A 19,464-nucleotide genomic window follows, 5' to 3' on the forward strand; every position below is an offset into this window, starting at 1 on the left:
ACGACAACACCGCAGATGTGCGTGCCAGACCCCGCGACCCCGGCAAGATCCAAACGGCAGGCCCTAGTTGTGAGGGCTCACTGCGTCCGCCGCCCGGTCGGCGGTGGATGCAGTGGCGGGTTCGGTGCCCTTCGCGGGGGCCGACGGCCTGATCCGCATCAGCGCGTACACCGCCATGCCGGCCAGTGGCGCCGCGAAGAGCGTGAAGAAGACGGGCTGGTGGCCGTGCGACGTCCAGATGACGCCGAGGCCGACCGGGACGACGAGCCGGACGAGGCCGAGCACGAAGCCGTTGAGCGCCATGAAGCTGCCGACGCGGCGCTCGTCGACATGGTCGGCGACATACGTGGGCACGACGACGGACACGATGATCTCGCCGAGTGTCCACACCGCTGTGGCGAGCAGGATCGCCGGCAGCGAGAACGCGAAGACGATCACGGCGAGACCCAGCGACCACAGCAGTCCCGCGACGAGCAGCAGAGGCTTCGTGCCGCACTCCCGGATGTGTTTCTCCAGGACGAGGCCGAAGGTCACCACGATGACGCTGTTGATCGTGTAGACGATGCCGACCATGCCCGCCGAGGCGTGCAGCACGGTCGTCACGGCGAGCGGCAGCGCGTATTCGAGGCCGATCAGCGGTACGACGTAGAAGAAGGAGGCCAGGACGAGCAGCAGCACGTGGCTGTGTCCGAGGGCTCCCGAACTCCCCTTCGTCTTCCGGCTGTCGGCGCCGCGCCTCCGGTCCTTCGGCACCCAGACCGCGATCATCGCCGCGCAGGCCAGGCCCGCGACGATGTTCCCCGCGAACATGACGTGATACGAGTACGCCGCGGCGACTCCGCCGAGGAGCGGACCGATGCCCATCCCCAGGTTGTTGCCGACGTAGCTGATCGTGTAGGCGAACGGGCGCTGTTCGGGCGTGGTCAGATCGGCGACGAGAGTGTTAGACGCCGGGCTGAACATGCCCATACCGACCAGGGCCACGAAGAGCAGCCCCGCGTAGGTCCACGGAGGGCCGTCGAGGACGGCGAGACCGAGGTAGCCGGCCGCGTTGAGGAGCAGCGCGGTGAGCAGCGCCGTGCGGCGACCGCGCAGATCGCAGAGGGGCCCGCTGAGCAGACTGCCGACGAGGAGGCCGGTGCTGCCGACCGAGATGAGCAGCCCCGCCTCGCCGGGGCTGAGGTCCTTGCCGCGCACCAGGTAGACGGCGAGCAGCGGGAAGACGAACATTCCCGCGCGGTTCACGAACGAGGCGAGGAAGAGCACGCGCAGCGCGAACGGCAGTTCCTTGAATCGCGTCCACCACATGGCTACGCCTGCTCGGTCGCGACGCGGAACGCGTCCCGTACGGTCTTGAAGCGGGCCCGCACATCCTCGAAGTCGGTGCCCTCGCACACGTACCAGCCGAGAACGTCGTTGGAGCGGGTCGGCGGGGCGAGGACGTCGCCGACGTTCTTCCACACGTCGGCGTCGAGGACCGCTTCGAGTGCCGTCAGCTCGGCGGGCGTGGTGATGGCGGTGATCCGGCCGAACTCGCCCGAGGCCAGGTACTCGGTGCCGATCTCCGGTCCGAGGCGCGCCGCGGGCCGGTGCTGCGGGTCGAGTTCGAGCCTGCACCACTCGCCCGCGAGGTTGATGCCGCGTCCCGCCTCGATGGCCGGCACGATCGAGCCGCCGCCCGCGCGTGCGCCCGCCTCGCCGAAGACGACCTCGCCGTCGTCGAGCAGGAAGAACTCGGCGTGCACGACTCCGGTGCTCAGACCGAAGCCGCGCAGCACCACCGCGTTCAGCTCCAGGATCCGCTGCTCGTGCGGGGACAGGTCGTGCTTGCGGGAGATGGTGCCGCCCGGCTCGTCGCGGTACTCCAGGATGGAGTACGTGTACTGGGAGAGCTGCTCGAAGACGACCTCCCCCGCCTGGAACAGCGAGTCCACGTGGAACTCGGTTCCGCGGATGAACTCCTCGACCCGGTACTCGTGGCGGTCGTCGCCCATCTCCTCCCAGACGCGGTCCAGTTCCTCGCGGCTGTCCACCCGATAGGTGTCGCCGCAGGCCCAGCCCGCGTACGGCTTGATGACGACGGGATAGCCGACCTCGTCGGCGAACTCCGCCACGGCGCCGACGGTGTCGGGGCGGCAGGAGCGTGCGACCGGCACGCCGAGTTCCTCGGCCCTGCGGTGCATCACGTTCTTGTCGCGGAAGTTGAGCGCCTGGTCCGGGGTGAGGCCGGGGATCCCGTGGTCCCTGCGGCTGCGGCTCGCCGGGAGCACATCGCCTTCGAAGAGCGGAAAGATCCGTTCGATGCGGTGCTCGGCGACGATCTGGTCGACCGCGGCGCGTACGGACGCCGTGTCCTCCAGATCGGCGTGGTACTGGCGCAACCCGTGGGCTTCGGGGGCTTCTTCGCCGGTGGGCAGCAGTACCACCGTTTCGACGCCGAGGTCGGTGGCGGCTTCGACGACGCTGCGCAGCTGGGCGGCGTAGCGTCCTGCGGCGGGCCGGTAGACCACCAGGATCGATCGGTTCATGCGGGGCTCCTCGTGCGAGTGGTGTGGGTCCTGCGCGGGTGGCGTGCCGCTCAGCGGGCCGTCACGGCCGACGGGGCGCCGAACAGCTCCCCGGCCGGCGTGGACCGGTCGAGCACCAGCGGCCGTCCCGACTCGACTCCGAGGTCGGCGAGGGTTTCCGTGATCTGGCCGAGTACCCGCTCGACGTCGTCACGGCCGGCCTCGTGCACCGACTCCACGGTGAGCAGGATCCGGCGCCGTCCGAGGTCGGTCTTGACGAGGTCGCCCTGCCGCCAGTTCCAGCGGCGTGAATGCGCGCGCCCGTGCCGGTCGGCGTAGACGACCTCGCCCGGTTCGGGCTGCTCGGGCTGCTCGGGCGCACCGAGCGGAAGGTACGTCTCAGCGCCGTGGGCGAGGCGGACGTCCAGCTCGCCCTCGATGTCGCCGACGTCGCAGGACGCCACCGGGAGTTGACTGTCGAGGGACACGGCGTTGCACAGGTCCACCAGGGAGTTGATCCGCGGCAGCCGGTCGCCCTTGGCCACTCTGCGCAGGATCGACTCGGCGGCGCAGGGGAAGCGGTTGGGGTTGACGTCGACCGCCCGGTAGGCCTCCCGCCAGGCGGCGATCGCGGGCAGCGCCGAGACGTCCGCCTTGGTGAGCTGCGCGGCGTGCAGAGCGTCCTCGGCGGCGGTGAGCTGCCGGGCCACCGCCGGGGCGTCCTTGACCACGTCGACGTCCGGCAGGGCGATCAGGCCGAGCACATAGCCGGGAACGCGCTCCGACAGCCGCGCGTCGATGGTGACGGTCAGGGTGCGGGTGCCGGTGGAGGGGCTGTCCATGGAGGCTTGATCCTTCATTTCCGTGTCGGTGTCGTTGTCGGTGTCGTGGCGGTCGGCGGCGTCGATGGCCGAGTCGCTGATCCGCGGTCGACTTGATCGACAGTAGGGACGGTCGGGGATGCCGGTTGTGGCCAATCTCCGGGAATTCCGGGAGGCCACTTGGTGCGGCCGCCTCGCTGGTCGAAGCCTCGTTCAGCTGGTTCTTCAGCTGGTTCTTCAGCTGGTTCTTCAGCTGGTTCTTCAACTGGTTCTTCAACTGGTTCTTCAACTGGTTCTTCAGCTGGTTCTTCAGCTGGTTCTCTCCGCCGGTTCGGACCGTTCGGGAGCCTTCGCGGCCGGTTCGGCCTGCCCGGCCGGCCCCTTCGCCCGTACACCGATGAGGGCCGTCGCCACCGCGAGGGCCGCAAGACCCGCCCCGTACGGGCCGAGTCGGTCGAGGCCGTCGGGTCCGCCATGGGCTGTCACCAGCCCGCCGATGAACCCGCCCAGCGAGATGCCCGCGAAGGTGGCGGACGAGTTCAGGGACAGCAGCAGCGGCCCCGAGGCGGGTGCGATCGTGAACAGCCGGTGCTGCTGCGGCGGTTGGGTGGCCATCGCGGTGAACCCCCACGCCGCCATGGCGATCACCGCCGTCAGCAGCCTGTCCCGGGTCAGCGGCAGCGTCGCCAGGACCGCGGCGAGCCCCGCGACCGAGCCGAGCAGCACGGGAGTCGGGCCCCACCGGTCGGTGGCGCGCCCGCCCAGCATCGTGCCGCCCACCGCGAGCACCCCGAAGACGAGGAGCAGCAGCGCGAGGGTCGTACCGTCGCCGTCGGTCGCGGGTGTGAGGACCGCGCCGATGTACGTCAGCGTGAGGTACCCGCCGGTCATGAACGACAGCGTGGTGAGCACGGTGAACAGCACCCGCGCATCACGTACCGGAGCGAGCCGGGCCGCGAGCCCCGGGGCGGCGGGCAGCCGCACCTCGGGCAGCCCCACGGCCACGGCCCCGGCACACAGCGCGCCGAGCCCGGCGAGCAGCCAGAACGTCGACCGCCAGCCCGTGTCGGCGGCCAGCCATGTCCCGAACGGCACGCCCGCGACGGTCGCGGCGGAGAGCCCGCCGAGTACCACGGCCATGGCCCGCCCGCGCCGCTCGGGGGCGGACAGGGCGGCGGCGGACGCGGACGCCGCGGGGATGTAGAGGGCGGCTCCCGCGGCGGTCACGACCCGGGCGGCGAGCAGCGGGGCGAGGCCCGGCGCGACCGCGGAGGCCGCGTTGCCGAGGGCGAAGACCACGAGGGAGATCACCAGAACGGTGCGCCGCCGCAGGCGCCCGGTGAGGGCGCCGAGCACCGGCGCGAGGACGGCGTAGGTGAGCGCGAACACCGTGCTCACCCACCCCACTTCGGCGAGGCTCGACGTCAGGTCCCGCGCCACCTCCGGCAGCACCCCGGCCACCACGAAGGTGTCGGTCCCGATGGCGAAGGCGCCGACAGCGAGCACCGGAAGCACGGGCAGGATCGATCGGGTACGGGCCATCACGCGGCCCCTGCCTGGACGCGGGTGCGGAACGCGTCGGCGTCGCCCGCGACGGCGGCGCCGCCGAGCAGCACCAGTTCGATGGCTCCGGGCCGGCTCAGGACGCTGATGTCCTGCGCCGGATCGCCGTCCGTCACGACCAGGTCGGCGAGCCGGCCCGCCTGAACCGTTCCCGCGGTGTCCCCACGCCCCGCGAGCCGCGCCCCGTTGGCGGTGGCCCAGGTCAGCACGGTCGGGGCGGGGATGCCCGCCATGGTCACGTACAGCTCCAGCTCCTTGGCGTACGTGCCGTGCGGGGTCCAGGCGAAGCCGAAGTCGTCACCTGCCACGACCGGGATGCCGAGGTCCACCATGAGCGGCAGGATGCGCAGCGTGTTGGCCACCTCGGCCTCGAACTCCAGGGTTTCCAGATACTCCGTGGTCTTGCCGTGCTCGGTCCCCGTGGACAGCAGCATGTGCGGCTGGTAGAGGCTCGGCACCACGAAGATGCCGCGTTCGGCGATCGCTTCGAGGGCCGCGTCGTCGGCGTACGTGGCGTGGTCGATGACGTCGACACCGGCGGCGATCGCGTTGCGGATGCCCTGCAGGCCGCGCGAGTGGGCCCGCACCTTGGCTCCGTGCTCGTGTGCCGTGCGCGCCGCGACGACCAACTCCTCCGCTGTGAAGAGGAGTTCGTGGGAGCGGCCGTTGGGGAAGGTGTCGTCGCCCGACGAGAAGACCTTGACGATCTCCGCGCCCTGCTCGATCTCCCCGGCGACGTACTCCGCCATCTCCTCGGGGGTGTCCGCGAGGCGCATCAGGTCGGACGGGATGCGCTTCTTGACTTCGGGGTTGCGGCGCTCTGGCGGCCCGGACACCATCAGGTCCCGGCTGCACGGGGTGATCCTGGGGCCGAGGAGGCGCCCGGAGTCGACGGCCCTGCGCAGCGCCATGTCGATGCCGGAGACCGAACCCGCGCCGACGAAGGCCGTGTAGCCGAGGCCGAGGAGGTTGGTCGTGTTCTCCGCGGCGGCCAGGGTGACCTCGGGGACGGAGTGCTTGAAGAGCATCTCCCGCCCGTCGAGGACGTTCAGATACGCGATGTGCGTGTGTCCGAGGGTCATGCCGGGCATCACGGTGCGCCCGTCGAGGTCGAGCACGTCGACCTCGGGTGAGTGCAGCGGAGCGAGGTCCTCGGGCAGGACCGCCTCGATCCGGTCGTCCTCCAACAGCACACTGCGGCGCGGCAGGGAGGCCCGTCCCAGGCCCTCCTGGACGGTGGCGCGGTGAAGCAGGGTTTTGCGTGACACGTCGAGTCTCTCCTGTGCTCGATCGATGGCGTACGGCTGTCGCTCGCCGACGGTCGTACGCCGACGGTGCGACGGCGCCGACCAGCCGGCGGTGCGATGGCGCCGACCAGCCGGCGGTGCGATGGCGCCGACCAGCCGGCGGTGCGATGGCGCCGACTAGGCGACGGCGCTGGGTGCTTCGGCCTCCTCCGCACGGCCGAAGAGCGTCCAGACGATCTCCGCGCCGGGCCGTCTGGCCAGCCAGCGCAGACCCTGCACCCGCACACCGGGTGCGTTGGTGACCGCGAGTTCGGCGCCGCCCGCGGCGACGATCTCGGCGGCGTGCTGGGTGGAGGCGGCGTCCACCCAGGTGACCTCGCGGTCGCGCAGCTCCTGCGGCACCACCTCGGCGTAGACCCGGCGGACCTCCCACATGGCCGCGACGGTCACGGGACCGTCGCCGCGTGCGGGCGCCTCGTCGGACGCGGCGGCGACCCCGTACTCGGGCGTCGCCTGCGCGAAGAACGCCTGGAGCCGCAGGGACCGGTGCCAGTGGAAGCGGGTGATTCCCTGGTAGGCACTGGGTACGAGCGCGAACTCGACGTGCCCGCCGAGGAGTTGGTCGAGGACGTCGTCGAAGGTGGTGAACAGTTCGACGGAGAGTCCGTGCTCCGCCGCGAGGAAGCGGGCGGCCAGATCACTTGAGGTCCCGGCCGGGCCGAGCGTGCCCAGGCTGGTTCCCGGCCGCGCCGCCCACCGCCCGGTCAGTCTGCTCCATCGCGCGGTGTACTCCTCGGCGAACGCCCCGAGCGACGGCGGGGCCGCGGCGTCAGTTCTCATAGCCACGGTTCGCCGCCATCCTCTGGGCCACCTCGGTCTCGTGGTCGGGCGCGCTGCGCCGGTCCACGATGCGTGCGGCCTTCCAGCTGACGAAGGCCCCTGTGCTCACGATCGGGTCGAGCCCGTCGCTGAGTTCGACGGTGACGGGCACGCCGAGGGCGTCCACGGCGCGCCTCCGTACCGTGTCGGTGAGTGCTGCGGCGTCCTCGACCAGGCCGTTGAGCAGTTCGAGGTGCACGGTCAGACGGTCCTGGCCTTCGGCGTCCCGCTCGATCACCACCTGGTAGCCGGCGGATCCGGTGACCTCGGTCATCACGGCCGTCTCGATCTGCCCGGCGGTGAACTGCCGCCCGCCGAGGTCGAGCCGGTCCAGGGTGCGCCCGACGATGCGTACGAGATCGCCCGGCATCTCGCAGTCGCAGTCGGACTCCTCGACGACGACCGCGTCGCCCGTGCGGTAGCGGACGAGTGGCTTCACGCCGTCCACCAGCATGGTGACGGTCAGTTCGCCGCTGCCGCGGGGCCCGTGGGTCTCGTCGGTCTCCGGGTCCACGACCTCGACGAGGTAATTCGTCTGGGAGAGGTGCATCCGCTTGTTGCGGCAGGCCGTCGCGATGACGAAAGCCTCCTGCGACCCGTAGAGGATGTTGTAGACGTCCGCGCCCCAGACGCTCTCCAGGTTGTGCGCGAGCGCCGGCGTGCACATCTCGCCGGTGACGAGCAGCAGCTTGACGGAGAAGTCACGTCGGAGGTCGTAGCCGAAGTGCTGGGCTGCCTTGGCAAGGGTCAGTGCGACTCCGGGCGTGCAGCAGATCACTTCGAGTTCGAGGTCCTGCATCAGTTGCAGGGCCTTCTCGAAGCCGATGACCGGTGAGTACGGCCAGATCTTGGCGTTGAGCGAGCCGACGTTGCGGGCGATGTCACCGAGGGTGTCCCCGAACGAGTGCACCTCGGTCGGGCCCATCAGGCCGATGCGCGGGGCGTGTTCGCCGAAGTGGTGGCGGAAGATCGACGCCCAGGACTCGGTGATGTGCGCGTTGCTCGCCACGATCTCGCGCCCGTCTCGCGGGCACGGCGTCGCCCGGCCGGTGGTGCCGGTCGTCTCGTAGAAGAAGAGGGCGTCGGCGAGCGGCCTGCTGAGGACGTCGAGCATCTCCTCCCGCAGGTCGGCCTTGGTGGTGAAGGGCAGTGCCGTGAGGTCGTCCGGGGTGACCGCGGCCAGGTCGACGTCCTTCAAGTGCCGCGCGTAGAACGGCGATCCGGTACTGACCTGGTCGAGCACGGTACGCAGTTGGTCCGCACGCCAGGCGGCCAGGGTCGGGTCGCTCAGCGACCGGTCGTAGAAGGCCCGGTGGAGTTCGAGATACCGCGCGGCGAAGTCGGCCGCGGGGCCGTGGGTGGGCAGCCACATGGGCGTTGGGTCCTCTCGTGGTGGAAAGCGCGCGCGACGGCCTGTCGGGACGGCGTCGTGCCGGGGCCCGCGCGCAGGAAGTCATGAGATGGGCGAATCGGTGACGTGGCGGCGCCGCGGAGTCGCGAAGACGGCACAGGTGTGGGAGTGCACCGGCGGGTACGGCGGCCGGCGGCCGGAAGCTGCTAGCGCAGACCGCCGTTGACGTCCACGACGCTCGCATTGACGTAGCTCGCGTCCGGCCCGGCCAGGTAGCGCACCGCCGAGGCGACCTCGGTGGCCTCGCCGAACCGGCCCATCGGGATCCGCTCCCGGTAGCCGGCCGCCCTGTCCGTGGGGATCCGGGACGCCATGGGGGTGTCGATCACCCCCGGCGCGACGGCGTTGACCCGGATACGGTGCGGCGCCAGCGCCTGCCCCAGACTCCGGGTCAGGGTGATCACCGCGCCTTTGGAGGCTCCGTACGCGGCGTCGGGGCTGCCGCTCCGGCCGCTGATGGAGGCGATGTTGACCACGCTGCCGGGGCGTCCCGCGGCGATCAGCCGACGGGCGAGTTCCTGGGTGCAGAAGAAGGCCGCACCCGTGTTGATGTCGAAGACCCGGCGGTAGCTTTCCGCGTCGTAGTCCAGGAAATCCCTGGCCTCGTAGATCCCGGCGTTGTTGACCAGGACCCCGGGCACTCCGTACGTGTCCTCGATCTCCTGGAAGAGCTTCCCGACCGCCTCCGGAGCGCCCAGGTCGGCGACGAGCGCGGCGTGCGCCGCGGGATCGGCGTCGTCCTCGACGTCCACGGCGAGCACCCGGTACCCGGCCTCGGCGAGCGTGGCCGTCACCGCGCGCCCGATCCCTCCCGCGCCGCCCGTCACCACTGCCAAAGTCCCGGCGTCCGTGGTCCTTTGTTCGTTCATCTTTTCCCCCGTCATGTCCTGCGTGTTCCTCGCAGTCCCCTGCGTGCCCGTTCAGCGGCCGGCGCCCCCCAGCGCCCGCACCGCGCCCGCTCCTTCCAGGAAGTTCCCGAACAGCCGCATGCCGCCCTGGGTCATCACGCTCTCCGGATGGAACTGCACCCCTTCGACGGCGAGCGTCCGGTGGCGTACGCCCATCACATAGCCGTCGTCCAGGGACGTCGCGGTCACCTCCAGCTCCGGGGGCGGATCGGTGACGATCAGCGAGTGGTAGCGGGTGACCGTCAGCGGCCGTGCGGCGCCCGCGAACACGCCTTGTGCGTCGTGTTCGACAGGGCTCGTCTTGCCGTGCATCAGGTGCTTGGCGACGGCGATCCGCGCCCCGTACGCGAGACCGATCGCCTGATGGCCCAGGCAGACACCGAGCAGCGGCACCTTCCCCGCGAAGGCGTGCACGAGCTCGACATGCCCGGAGTCCGCGGGGTGCCCGGGGCCCGGCCCCAGGACCACTGCGTCGGGAGCGGACTCCCTCAGCTGCCGCACCGTGCGGGTGCCCGAGCGCACCACTTCGGTCTCGGCGCCGAGCGTGCGCAGGTACTGGTCGATGATGTGGCTGAAACTGTCGTACGCGTCGACGAGCAGGACCTTCACTTCAGCAGCTCCTCGCCGGTCAGCGCCCAGTAGGTGGCGCTCATCTTGGCCAGCGTCTCCCGCCATTCGTCGACGGGCACGGAATCGGCGACCACGCCCGCCGACGCCTGGGTGCTGTAACGGACTCCGTCGTGCACGGCGGTCCGGATGCACAGGGCGAGCACGGCGAAGCCGCGGACGTCGACGAGGCCGAGCGCCCCGGCGTAGATGCCGCGCGGGTGGTCCTCGATGTCGTGGATGATCTCCATGGCGCGCAGTTTCGGCGCGCCGGTCATGGTGCCTGCCGGGAAGGTCGCGCAGATCGCGGCCCAGACGTCGGTGCCATCCCTGACCTGGCCGGACACGGTCGAGACCAAGTGATGGACGTACGCGAAGGGTTCGACCTCCATCATCGTGTCGACGGACAGCGTGCCGGGCACGCTGACCCGTCCGACGTCGTTGCGGCACAGATCGACCAGCATCACGTGCTCGGCCTGTTCCTTGGTGCTGTCCCGCAGTTCCGCCACGCGGCGGCCGTCCTCGTCCGGATCGGCGGACCGGGGCGCGGTTCCGGCGATCGGGCGCATCGAGATGACGTCGTCCTGGATCCGCACGAACAGTTCGGGGCTGGCCCCGATCACCGTCCGGCCCGACCAGGGGACCAGGTACATGTAGGGGGACGGATTGCGGTGCCGCAGCCTTCGGTACACCTGAAGCGGCGTCAACTCGGTGACCACGTCGATGCGGTGGCCGATCTGGATCTGGTAGCTGTCCCCGATCTCGATGTGGCCCAGGCACCGCTTGGCGCGAGCGATGAAGGTCTCCTCGTCCACGGTGTCCCGTACGGACAGCGGCGCCGGAGCGTCCGGCACGGCGTCGCCCGCCACGCGCTGGGCGTTCACCCTGTCCACGACCGACCGGAGCGGCTCCTGCGCCCGGTCCGCCGGCAACTGCGGGCCGTCCGCGGCCAGATGACGGGCTCCTCCGCCTCGCAGGTCGTACCAGACCGTGTCCTTGAACAGAGTGAGCGTGCAGCGCGGCATGTCCGGCCCGTCGTGCTGGGCGGGGAGTTCCTCCATGGCCCAGGCCGCTTCGTACGACAGCGTGGTGAGGAAGCCGAAAGCGAAGGTCCCTGCGGGCACCTCGGTGTCGACGGTGAACGCGCCCTGGGCCGCGCGCAGGATCCGCCACACGGCATCGGAATCGTGCACGGCCCATTGCCGTACGCCTCCTTGCTCGCCGCGCGGCGCACCGACGGCGGCCGAGAGCGCCTCGGCGAGCGAGTCGCCGAGCGTCCCGTCGGCGACGAGTTCCACGCGGTCGGCGAAGACACGCAGTTCCGCGAGGCGCCCGCAGCCCACGGCGGCGAAGTGCCGGTCCTGGTCGGGCCCGTCCAGGCTCTCGAAGAGGTAGACGTCACCCTGGTCCCGGGTACCGGCCAGGGCTTCGTAGAGGCTCAGCGCGTCGACGGGCGGAAGAGCTTCCGAGGTCACGTGCACCCGCACGGCCCCGGGCCGGCCGGGCCCCCGGACGACCTCCTGCCCCGGCTCCGTCACCCCGGTTTCGGGCAGGTTCAACTCTGACAGCAAAGACACAGCGAAAGCCTCTCTGATCCGAACGGACCGTGGGGCTCGCTAAGTTGGGAAACCACATCGGCGGCGCAACTGGATATCCGTCGCCGCGCGCCCATGCATGCCGGACCGCATCGATCCGGCTCCCCCGAGCCACCACCGGTCGCCGGTGTTCCCCCCGGCGGCGAATGTGTGTGCGAGATGACTCCATCAAATGTGAGAATGCGCTGGCCATACCACTTCGACTGTCTGGGAGGAGACCACTTGTCTCGGCAACTGGCTCTCACCGTGGACCGTGAATCGCGCATTCCGCTGGCCGTTCAGGTACGCAATTCACTGCGAGGATTGGTTGAGAACGGAACTTTATGGCCGGGTGTACGCATTCCCTCCAGCCGTCAACTGGCCCTTGATTTAGGGGTTTCCCGCAGCGTCGTCGTGGAGGCTTACGAACAGCTGTCAGCCGAGGGATATGTGGAGACCAGGCGTGGTTCCGGCACCACGATCTCGGCCCGCGCCCAGTCCGACGGGGGCGCCGTGTCGATGCTCGTGCCGCCCGACCCGGAGCTCGCCCCGGACGCGATGTGGGACCTTCGCACCGGAACGTCGAACGTCGTGGACTTCCCGCGCCAGGAGTGGATCCGCTGCGTCTCCGCCGTGGTCACCGACGCGGGGCGCCAGGAGCTCAGCTACTCCGCGCCGGCCGGAGTGCCGCTGACGCGTCGCGTGCTGGTCGGCTACCTGGGCCGGGTGCGCGGCGTGCGCAGCCGGCCCGAGGACCTGATGGTCACGGCCGGCTTCGCCCAGGGCCTCGCCCTGATCTGCAAGGTCCTGGTCGACCGGGGCCACACCACGCTCGGCGTGGAGGACCCCGGCCACCCGGGCGAGCGCGAGTTCATCACCAGCTCGGGCCTCCGTCCGGTCGGCATCCCCGTGGACGAGGACGGTCTGCGGGTGGACCTCCTGGAGGAGAGCGACGTACGGGCTGTGCTGATCACGCCCGCCAACCAGTTCCCCACCGGCGTCCGGCTCAGCCAGGCCCGCCGTGAGCGCCTCATCGCGTGGGCGCGCGAGGTCGACGGCTATGTCCTTGAGGACGACTTCGACAGCGCGTTCGTGCAGCGCGGCGACCAGCTCCCCGCGCTGCAGAGCCTCGCCCCGGACCGGGTGGTCTACGCCGGAAGTGCGAGCAAGACCCTGGCTCCCGCCCTGCGCCTCGGCTGGCTCGCGGCCCCCTCGGAGCTGATGGCCTCGATCGAACACGTCCGTGCGGGCTGGGACATCGGTTGCTCCGGCCTGGAGCAGCTGGCCTTCGCCCGCTTCATCGACACCGGCGCCCTCGACCGCCACCAGCGCAAACTCCGTGCGGAATTCCACCGCCGCCGCCAGGTCGTCCATGAGCAGACCGAGGCATGGCTCCCGGGCGCTCATCTCATCAGCGGCGACGGCGGTCTTCAGGCGTTCGTCCAGCTTCCTCCGCACCTGGACGAAGCGGCCCTGGTGCGAGCCGCCCGCAGCCGTTCCGTGCTGGTCCGGGGCGGCCGCTTCTACACCTTCACCGACACGTCGAGGCCGCCCGCTCTGGTGATCAGCTACGCGACGGTGAACTGCGCGGGACTGGCCAAGAGCCTGACGGCCATCGGGTCGGCGTATCGGCAGTTGGGGGCTTGAGGCGAGCAGGCCCGGCTTCGCGACACACGCAGGCGAGGCAGGGTTCCCGGGCGTCGACGTCGGGCGGTCACCCACCGAAGCGGAGGAACCCCGCGACGCGGCGTGAGTACGTCGGCGGGGCCTGGTCGCCGAGGCCGGAGCGGAGGCCTTCCCGGACGTCGGCGTCCGGTTCGCCGAAGACTTCGAAGCGGTCGACCCGGCAGTGCTCCATGACGGCGCGGATGTAGGGGTCCGCGAGCTTCCAGTGCAGGCGGACCGCGTCGGAGTCGCGGTAGATCTGGAGGCTGTGGGCGAGCATCCGGTCCTCGTCGACGAAGGTCTCCACCATGAGCTGGGGCCCGTGCCGGTGCGCGAAGTCCACCGCGTCGGCGAGGGCTTCGCGAAAGGCGTCCAGGTGGCCGTCGGTGATGTGCATCGTGTTGCGGAAGACGAGCAGCGCGGCGTCCGGTGCGGTTGCGGTCATGATCCCCTCCTCGGGTGTGGCGTGCGGGCGGATTCCCGCCGGGCTCAACGGGCCGTGTCTCCCTGGGAGTTGAGCATCGTGGCGAGCGTGGCGGCCAGGTGGGTGCGGTCGGCCGCGTCGAGGGCGGCCAGGAGGCGGGCCTCGTTGGCCAGATGGAGGGGCAGGAGCCGGTCGATGGTCTCCAGGCCCTCCGGGGTGAGGCGGATCTTCACGGAGCGCCGGTCGACGGCGTCGGGGACGCGGGTGACCAGGCCCTTGGCGGCCATGCGGTCGACGCGCAGCGTGATCGCCCCGGTGGTGACGAGGGAGGCCTTGAGGAAGGTCTTCGCGGTGAGCTCGTACGGCTCCCCCGAGCGCCGCAGCGTGGAGAGCACGTCGAACTCGCCCGGTTCCAGGCCGTGTTCGGCGAGGAAGCTCTTGATCTCCTTGTCCCACAGGCGCGACAAGCGCATGACACGGCCGACGACTCCGATGGGCGAGAAGTCGAGCTCGGGGCACTCCTGACGCCACTGCTCGATCACCCCCTGCACCGCGTCCCGCCCGGCCTCTTCCTGCCCAGCCCCTTCCTTCCCGGCAGCGCCCTGCCCGGCCACCCTCTTCGCCATGTGCCCTCCTCGATCCTCGACGATCCTCGACGATCCTCGACGATCCTCGACGATCCTCGACCCAAAAATAGCTGAGCGCTCATTTAATTGACACTCACCCAACTACGATTTAGCTTAGTACTCACTTAACCAGTCCTCGCCCAAGGAGTGCGGCATGCCGTTCGCCCCTGCCCGCAACACCCGCGTCCACTACGACATCGACGGCGAAGGGCCCGGCCTGGTCCTCGTCCACGGCGCCGGCGGCGACTCCGAGAAGGTCTTCGGGAACGTCGTGCCGCACTTCGCCGCCGAACACACCGTCATCCGCCCGGAGTTCAGCGGCAGCGGTCGTACGGAGGACGGCGAGGGTGGCGGGGAGGGTGGCGGCGAGCGTGACGGCGAGAGCGAAGAGCTGAGCGTCGACCTCATCGCCGAGCAGATCACCGCCGCGATCCGCGACGCGGCGCTCGACGGGCCGGTCGACCTGCTCGGCTTCTCCCTCGGCGCGGTCGGCGCCGCCGCCGTCGCGGCCGCCCACCCCGAGCTCGTACGCCGACTCGTCCTCGTCGCCGGCTGGGCGCACTCCAGCGGGCCGCGCGACCGCTACTACTTCGAGACCTGGCGCCGGCTCCTCGCCACCGACCGGGAGTCGCTCAAACGCTTCTCCGCCCTGACCGGGTTCAGCGCGGGCGCCCTGGACCGCTTCGGCCACGAAGGGCTCGCCCAGTCCCTCGCCGACGCCTGGCCACCGCCCGGCATCGGCCGCCAGATCGAGCTCTGCGGGCAGGTCGACATCAGGCCTCTGCTGCCCTCGATCACCGCCCCCACCCTGGTCATCGGCTTCGGCGAGGACGCCATGATCCCCGTCGAGGGCTCTCGGCAGCTGCACGCCGCCATCGCCGGCAGCCGCCTCGTGGAGGTCCCCGGCGAGGGGCACATGGACTGGTTCGCCGACCCGTCCGGCGTCGTCGAGCTCACCCGCGAGTTCCTGGACGACCGACAGCACTGAGACGCGCGGCGTCCGCGCCACGGACCGACCCCAACTCCCTTTTTACCTGGCACCCGTTCGGCCGTACAAGGAGCGTCCATGTCCTACCCCGACCCCCGATACTTCGGCGAACACGGCGAGATCAGCGCCTCGTTCCGGCCCGCGAGCGCCGAGCCCGACTTCGTGACCAAGCCCGGCAGCACGCCCGGCGCGACCGGCTCCGCCTACCACTACCTCTCGACGACGCTGTCCACGGGCGGGGAGTACGGGCTGTACCGGGTGGACATGGGCCCCGAGACCGTCGGCCCGAGCACGCACTTCCACAAGGCGATGTCGGAGTCGTTCTTCATCCTGTCCGGCACCATGCGGCTCTTCGACGGGGAGCGCTGGATCGACGCGACCTCCGGCGACTACCTCTACGTGCCGGTGGGCGGGCTGCACGCCTTCCGCAACGAGTCCGGCGAACCCGCCTCCATGCTCATGCTGTTCGCGCCCGGCGCGCCCCGCGAGGAGTACTTCGAGGGCGTCACCGAACTCGCCGGGCTGTCCGAGCAGGAACGGGCCGAGTTCTTCGTACGCCACGACAGCTTCTTCGTCTGACACACCCCAAAAACGGAAGGGCATCCTCATGCCGAAAGACACAGCTGACCTCGCCTCCCGCGACGTGACCGTGCTCGGCCTCGGCGCCATGGGCTCGGCGATCGCGCGGAACTACCTGGAGCGCGGCTACCGCACCACGGTCTGGAACCGCACCGCGAGCAGGGCCGAATCCCTCGTCGAGGCCGGGGCCACCGCGACCGCGACCGCCGCCGAGGCCGTGGCGGCGAGCCCCCTCGTCGTGATCTGCCTGCTCGACAGCGCCGCGGTCGACGAGGTGCTCGCCGCCGTCGAACCGGCCGTCAAGGGCAAGGTGTTGGTGAACGTCACCAGCGGCTCGGCCGGGCAGGCGCGGGCGAACGAGCGCTGGGCGCGGGCGCACGGCGCGGAGTATCTCGACGGCAAGATCATGGGCGATCCGCCGTACGTCGGCACGGAGCGCGTCCTGTTCCCGTTCAGCGGTGCGCGCGGCGCGTTCGAGGCGCACGAGCGGACGCTGCGGGAGCTGGGCTCCGTCGCGTACCACGGCGAGGACGCGGGTCTCGCCGCCGTGGAGTTCATGGCCCAGGTCGCGCTGGCCTACGAGTTGCTGATCGGCTATCTGCACGTGCTGAAGCTGGTGCGGGCCGAGGGCGTCGACGTGGTCGGGTTCACCGAGCGCTTCGCCGGCTCGCTGCCCGCTTTCCCGGCGCTGCTCGGCTCGATGGGGCAGGCCGTCAAGAGCCGGTCGTACGGGCCCGACCTCGGCTCCCTCGACGTACAGGCCGCGCTGATGGACGACCTGATCGCACACCGCGAGTCCCTCGGCGTGGAGTCCGTACGGATGCGGGAGGTCAAGGCGCTGATGGACCGCCGGATCGCCGACGGCCACGGCGACCAGGGGTTCTCCAGCCTGTTCGAGGTGCTGGGCGGCGGCCGGGAGGCGTAGCTTCCCACCCGGGCCGGGCTCCCGGGCCGCCGCGTCCTCGACGGCGGCCCGGGAGCGGGCGTGCTTCAGACGCGGGACGTGGACGCCGGGGCGCCCAGGGTCTGCTGCGTCCAGCGCACGACCTCGGCCGTGGTCGTGCCGGGGGTGAAGAGCTCCGCCACGCCGTGTTCCTTGAGCACGTCGATGTCCGCCGCGGGCATGATGCCGCCGCCGAACAGGGCGATGTCCGCCGCGTCGCGCTCGCGCAGGAGTTCCAGGACGCGAGGGAAGAGCGTCAGGTGGGCGCCGGAGGCGCTGAGCCGTAGGGAGCTGTCGCCGCAGTACCGGACCCGACCCGGGGCGGACGTCCTACGCCGACGCCTCCTGCAGCTCCCGCACCTGCCGGCCGCCCTCGGGGTGGAAGCGGCGCAGCCTGCGCGGCGGGACGATGCCGGGGAGCAGCATCCGCCACATGAGGGTCGTCCGCTCCCCCAGGTCCCGCCGTCCGGTGAGGACCTGGGAGCTGAGCTGGAGTCCGGTCCAGCTGCCGACGATCACATTGGCGGCGCCGCCGGGATCGAGGTCCGCCCGGACATCCCCGCGCTCCTGCCCCTGGGCCAGGCACTCGCGGAAGACATCGATCCACCGTTCATAGGGCCCTGCGACGATTCCGGACTTGGCGCTCTGGTCGATGACCAGGCGGATACCTGCGCGCACCCGGACGTTGTCGACGAGTTCTCTGGCCAGCAGGTGCGTGATGTCGATGAGGGCCTGCACGCCGGCGTCGTCGATCTCGGTGATCGGCGTCCAGACGGAGAACTGCTCGTCGGCCAGCGCCTGCGCCAGCTCGTCCTTGGACGCGAAGTGGAAGTACAACGCCCCCTTCGTGACGCCGGCTTCTCTGACGATGTCGCTGAGACTCGTCCCGTGGAAGCCTTCGGCATCGAAGGCGCGCGCCGCTCCGTCGAGAATGGCCTTGCGCGTGACTTCCGCTCGCTCCTGCCTGCCCATTTCCTGCGCCTCTCTTTTCTGTGCGATGGGCGCCGTGTCGCCAAGTGAACACCGAGCGGCCGATCGCTGAAGGCATTCTCTCCGAGCCCTCGTAAAAAACCAACTAACTGGTATTGTTTTGCCTCAGCGCCACTGCGCCTCATCGTTGCGCCAGGCCGCGCCTCAAGCTGCACAAGCTCGGCGGTCGCCCTGCTCGACTGGACTTCAGGTGGCCCTGATGTGCGTTGCCCCCGTTCTCGACCTGGTGGAACCCACCACGTGCGACACACCTGAACTGTTCTCTCAGACCGTGCCGCGCACGCTCGTCCACCGCGCCGCCGTCTCCGAGGTTCTGGTGACCGGCATCCGGAAGGTGTCCGAGGACCACTTCCCCGTCGGCGCCCAGTAGCCGCGCAACCACAGCTACTACGGCCGGATCGCCGACCGCCGGCACGACCCCATGCTGCTCAGCGAATCCATACGCCAGGCGGTCCTCGTCATCGCGCACCAGGCTTACCGAGTGCCGATCGGGTCCTATTCTCTCCGCCCACTGGCCGGGAACTGTCCGTCCATCGCGTCCGACAGAGGGCTTCAAGATCGCCTCAGAGGCAGTTCGGGGCGATCTTGGTGGCGATCGCCCCCCTCACCGCCCCACGAGCCCCTCTCTGTGAATCGCGTTTGACCTGCAGTTTTCAGCGATCCGGCCACCCGTCCGGCGGATCGACCCTTACACGATTGACAAACGGGTCGATTGGTTTGTTTACTCTGGGGGTGACACTGCGGAAGCGGCACGAATCTCGACTTCGACTGGAGTGAGCCAGCGTGCGATTCAATTTGCTCGGCCCATTGGAAGCATTCTCGAACGACACCCCAGTCGGACTCGGTGGATTCAATCAGCGGGCCACTGCCGGTTTTCTGCTGCTGCACGCCAATGAAGTCGTCCCGACCAGCAAACTGATGCATGCGCTCTGGGGCTACGACTCCCCCGTCACCTCTCGGAAAATGGTGCAGAACTCCATCTCGGGGCTGCGCCGGATCCTCGACCGGCACGCGGGCCCCGAGGGACCCGTCGCCCTGACGACCTGCGCACCGGGATACCGGCTCACGGTCGCCCCGGACGGCACCGACCTCGGACGGTTCCACCGCCTCGTCGACCGAGGGCGCGCCGAACTCGCCGCGGGACACCGGCAGTCGGGACTCAGCCGGCTGCGCGAGGCGCTCACGCTGTGGCGCGGCCCCGCCCTGGTCGACCTCACCGAGTCCGGCATCTCCTGGCCGGAGCTGACCGCGATCGCCGGCACCCGGCGCGCCGTCTTCGAGGACTGCGCGAAGGAATCGCTCGACCAGGGCAAGCACTACGAAATCCTGGGAGAGCTGGAGGAGATGGCCGCCGCGGAACCGACGGGCGAGCGGATCTGCGGGCTGCTGATGCTGGCGCTCTACCGCTGCGGGCGACAGCGCGACGCCCTCTCCGCGTACCAGCGCACCCGGACCGTGCTGCGGGACGAGTTCGGGCTCGACCCGGGGCGGGAGCTGCGGGAGTTGGAGCTTGCCGTCCTCAACCAGGACCCGTCGCTGAACCTCACGCACAGCCCGAACCGCCTGCACACCATTCCCACCCCCACGGTCGTGCGGCGCTGCAGCAGGCTCAGCGCGGCCCGCGGCGCCCGACCGACCGGACGCCGACTCCACGGCTGACACCGGGGCCCGGCGGGCGGGGGCGCGGGGTGCGGGGTGCGGGGCTCCGGGTGGCGGGTGCGGGGTGCCGAGTG

Annotated in this window: 19 protein-coding genes and 2 pseudogenes; 7 read left to right on the forward strand and 14 right to left on the reverse strand. The window is 70.4% G+C overall.

What is annotated here, in order from left to right; translation table 11 throughout:
• Positions 1-63: 63 nt before the first annotated feature.
• The 10 genes from QIS96_RS18450 to QIS96_RS18495 form a co-directional block, all read right to left on the reverse strand.
• Positions 64-1,308, reverse strand: coding sequence for an MFS transporter (locus tag QIS96_RS18450; protein ID WP_282543722.1), 1,245 nt, complete (start codon positions 1,306-1,308; stop codon positions 64-66).
• 2 nt (positions 1,309-1,310) lie between these two features.
• Positions 1,311-2,528: an ATP-grasp domain-containing protein gene (locus QIS96_RS18455; protein WP_282543723.1), complete on the reverse strand. Its 1,218-nt coding sequence runs from the start codon at positions 2,526-2,528 to the stop codon at positions 1,311-1,313.
• Between the two features lie 50 nt (positions 2,529-2,578).
• Complete coding sequence (locus tag QIS96_RS18460; RefSeq protein WP_282543724.1) at positions 2,579-3,349, reverse strand: B3/B4 domain-containing protein; 771 nt, start codon at positions 3,347-3,349, stop codon at positions 2,579-2,581.
• Between the two features lie 288 nt (positions 3,350-3,637).
• Positions 3,638-4,870, reverse strand: a complete 1,233-nt coding sequence (locus QIS96_RS18465) for an MFS transporter (protein ID WP_282543725.1) — start codon at positions 4,868-4,870, stop codon at positions 3,638-3,640.
• On the reverse strand, positions 4,870-6,159 hold the full coding sequence (locus QIS96_RS18470) for an amidohydrolase family protein (protein ID WP_282543726.1): 1,290 nt from the start codon (positions 6,157-6,159) through the stop codon (positions 4,870-4,872). The genes QIS96_RS18465 and QIS96_RS18470 overlap by 1 nt, the downstream gene beginning before the upstream one ends.
• 156 nt (positions 6,160-6,315) lie before the next feature.
• On the reverse strand, positions 6,316-6,984 hold the full coding sequence (locus tag QIS96_RS18475) for a hypothetical protein (protein WP_282543727.1): 669 nt from the start codon (positions 6,982-6,984) through the stop codon (positions 6,316-6,318).
• Positions 6,968-8,389 (reverse strand): phenylacetate--CoA ligase family protein, encoded by a 1,422-nt coding sequence (locus tag QIS96_RS18480; RefSeq protein WP_282543728.1) that lies wholly within the window; start codon positions 8,387-8,389, stop codon positions 6,968-6,970. The genes QIS96_RS18475 and QIS96_RS18480 overlap by 17 nt, the downstream gene beginning before the upstream one ends.
• A 185-nt stretch (positions 8,390-8,574) precedes the next feature.
• Positions 8,575-9,297 carry an SDR family NAD(P)-dependent oxidoreductase gene (locus tag QIS96_RS18485; protein WP_282543729.1) on the reverse strand — a complete coding sequence of 241 codons (723 nt, stop codon included), beginning with the start codon at positions 9,295-9,297 and terminating at the stop codon, positions 8,575-8,577.
• A 51-nt stretch (positions 9,298-9,348) separates the two neighbouring features.
• A complete protein-coding gene (locus QIS96_RS18490; protein WP_282543730.1) occupies positions 9,349-9,945 on the reverse strand; it encodes an anthranilate synthase component II in 597 nt (198 codons plus the stop codon).
• Positions 9,942-11,519, reverse strand: coding sequence for an anthranilate synthase component I family protein (locus tag QIS96_RS18495; RefSeq protein WP_282543731.1), 1,578 nt, complete (start codon positions 11,517-11,519; stop codon positions 9,942-9,944). Before QIS96_RS18495 ends, QIS96_RS18490 begins: the two co-directional genes overlap by 4 nt.
• Positions 11,520-11,717: 198 nt before the next feature.
• Here QIS96_RS18495 and pdxR point away from each other — a divergent pair, with 198 nt between their 5' ends.
• The gene (gene pdxR / locus QIS96_RS18500; protein ID WP_282543732.1) at positions 11,718-13,163 is read left to right on the forward strand and encodes a MocR-like pyridoxine biosynthesis transcription factor PdxR; all 1,446 of its coding nucleotides are present in this window, start codon (positions 11,718-11,720) and stop codon (positions 13,161-13,163) included.
• A 67-nt stretch (positions 13,164-13,230) separates the two neighbouring features.
• On the opposite strand, the gene QIS96_RS18505 is transcribed toward pdxR, so the two are convergent.
• Both QIS96_RS18505 and QIS96_RS18510 read right to left on the reverse strand, forming a co-directional pair.
• The gene (locus QIS96_RS18505) at positions 13,231-13,626 is read right to left on the reverse strand and encodes a hypothetical protein (protein WP_282543733.1); all 396 of its coding nucleotides are present in this window, start codon (positions 13,624-13,626) and stop codon (positions 13,231-13,233) included.
• A gap of 44 nt (positions 13,627-13,670) precedes the next feature.
• Positions 13,671-14,231 (reverse strand): MarR family winged helix-turn-helix transcriptional regulator, encoded by a 561-nt coding sequence (locus QIS96_RS18510; protein WP_282543734.1) that lies wholly within the window; start codon positions 14,229-14,231, stop codon positions 13,671-13,673.
• A 154-nt stretch (positions 14,232-14,385) separates the two neighbouring features.
• Here QIS96_RS18510 and QIS96_RS18515 point away from each other — a divergent pair, with 154 nt between their 5' ends.
• The 3 genes from QIS96_RS18515 (at position 14,386) to QIS96_RS18525 (ending at position 16,723) form a co-directional block, all read left to right on the forward strand.
• Positions 14,386-15,219 (forward strand): alpha/beta fold hydrolase, encoded by an 834-nt coding sequence (locus QIS96_RS18515; protein ID WP_282543735.1) that lies wholly within the window; start codon positions 14,386-14,388, stop codon positions 15,217-15,219.
• 78 nt (positions 15,220-15,297) lie between these two features.
• Positions 15,298-15,798: a cupin domain-containing protein gene (locus QIS96_RS18520; RefSeq protein ID WP_282543736.1), complete on the forward strand. Its 501-nt coding sequence runs from the start codon at positions 15,298-15,300 to the stop codon at positions 15,796-15,798.
• A gap of 28 nt (positions 15,799-15,826) precedes the next feature.
• Positions 15,827-16,723 (forward strand): NAD(P)-dependent oxidoreductase, encoded by an 897-nt coding sequence (locus QIS96_RS18525; RefSeq protein ID WP_282543737.1) that lies wholly within the window; start codon positions 15,827-15,829, stop codon positions 16,721-16,723.
• Between the two features lie 65 nt (positions 16,724-16,788).
• Here the strand turns inward: QIS96_RS18525 and QIS96_RS18530 are convergent.
• A pseudogene (locus QIS96_RS18530) lies at positions 16,789-17,013 on the reverse strand (methylmalonyl-CoA mutase); the annotation flags it as partial.
• Between the two features lie 58 nt (positions 17,014-17,071).
• Complete coding sequence (locus QIS96_RS18535) at positions 17,072-17,713, reverse strand: ScbR family autoregulator-binding transcription factor (RefSeq protein WP_282543738.1); 642 nt, start codon at positions 17,711-17,713, stop codon at positions 17,072-17,074.
• A 217-nt stretch (positions 17,714-17,930) separates the two neighbouring features.
• Here QIS96_RS18535 and QIS96_RS18540 point away from each other — a divergent pair, with 217 nt between their 5' ends.
• The 3 genes and pseudogenes from QIS96_RS18540 (at position 17,931) to QIS96_RS18550 (ending at position 19,390) form a co-directional block, all read left to right on the forward strand.
• Positions 17,931-18,101 (forward strand): hypothetical protein, encoded by a 171-nt coding sequence (locus QIS96_RS18540; protein ID WP_282543739.1) that lies wholly within the window; start codon positions 17,931-17,933, stop codon positions 18,099-18,101.
• Positions 18,102-18,113: 12 nt separating this feature from the next.
• Positions 18,114-18,374 (forward strand): annotated as a pseudogene (locus QIS96_RS18545) (AfsA-related hotdog domain-containing protein); the annotation flags it as partial.
• A gap of 140 nt (positions 18,375-18,514) precedes the next feature.
• The gene (locus QIS96_RS18550; protein ID WP_282543740.1) at positions 18,515-19,390 is read left to right on the forward strand and encodes an AfsR/SARP family transcriptional regulator; all 876 of its coding nucleotides are present in this window, start codon (positions 18,515-18,517) and stop codon (positions 19,388-19,390) included.
• The last annotated feature ends 74 nt before the right edge of the window (positions 19,391-19,464 follow it).

It is taken from the genome of Streptomyces cavernicola (assembly GCF_029968035.1).
Lineage (GTDB): Bacteria > Actinomycetota > Actinomycetes > Streptomycetales > Streptomycetaceae > Streptomyces > Streptomyces cavernicola.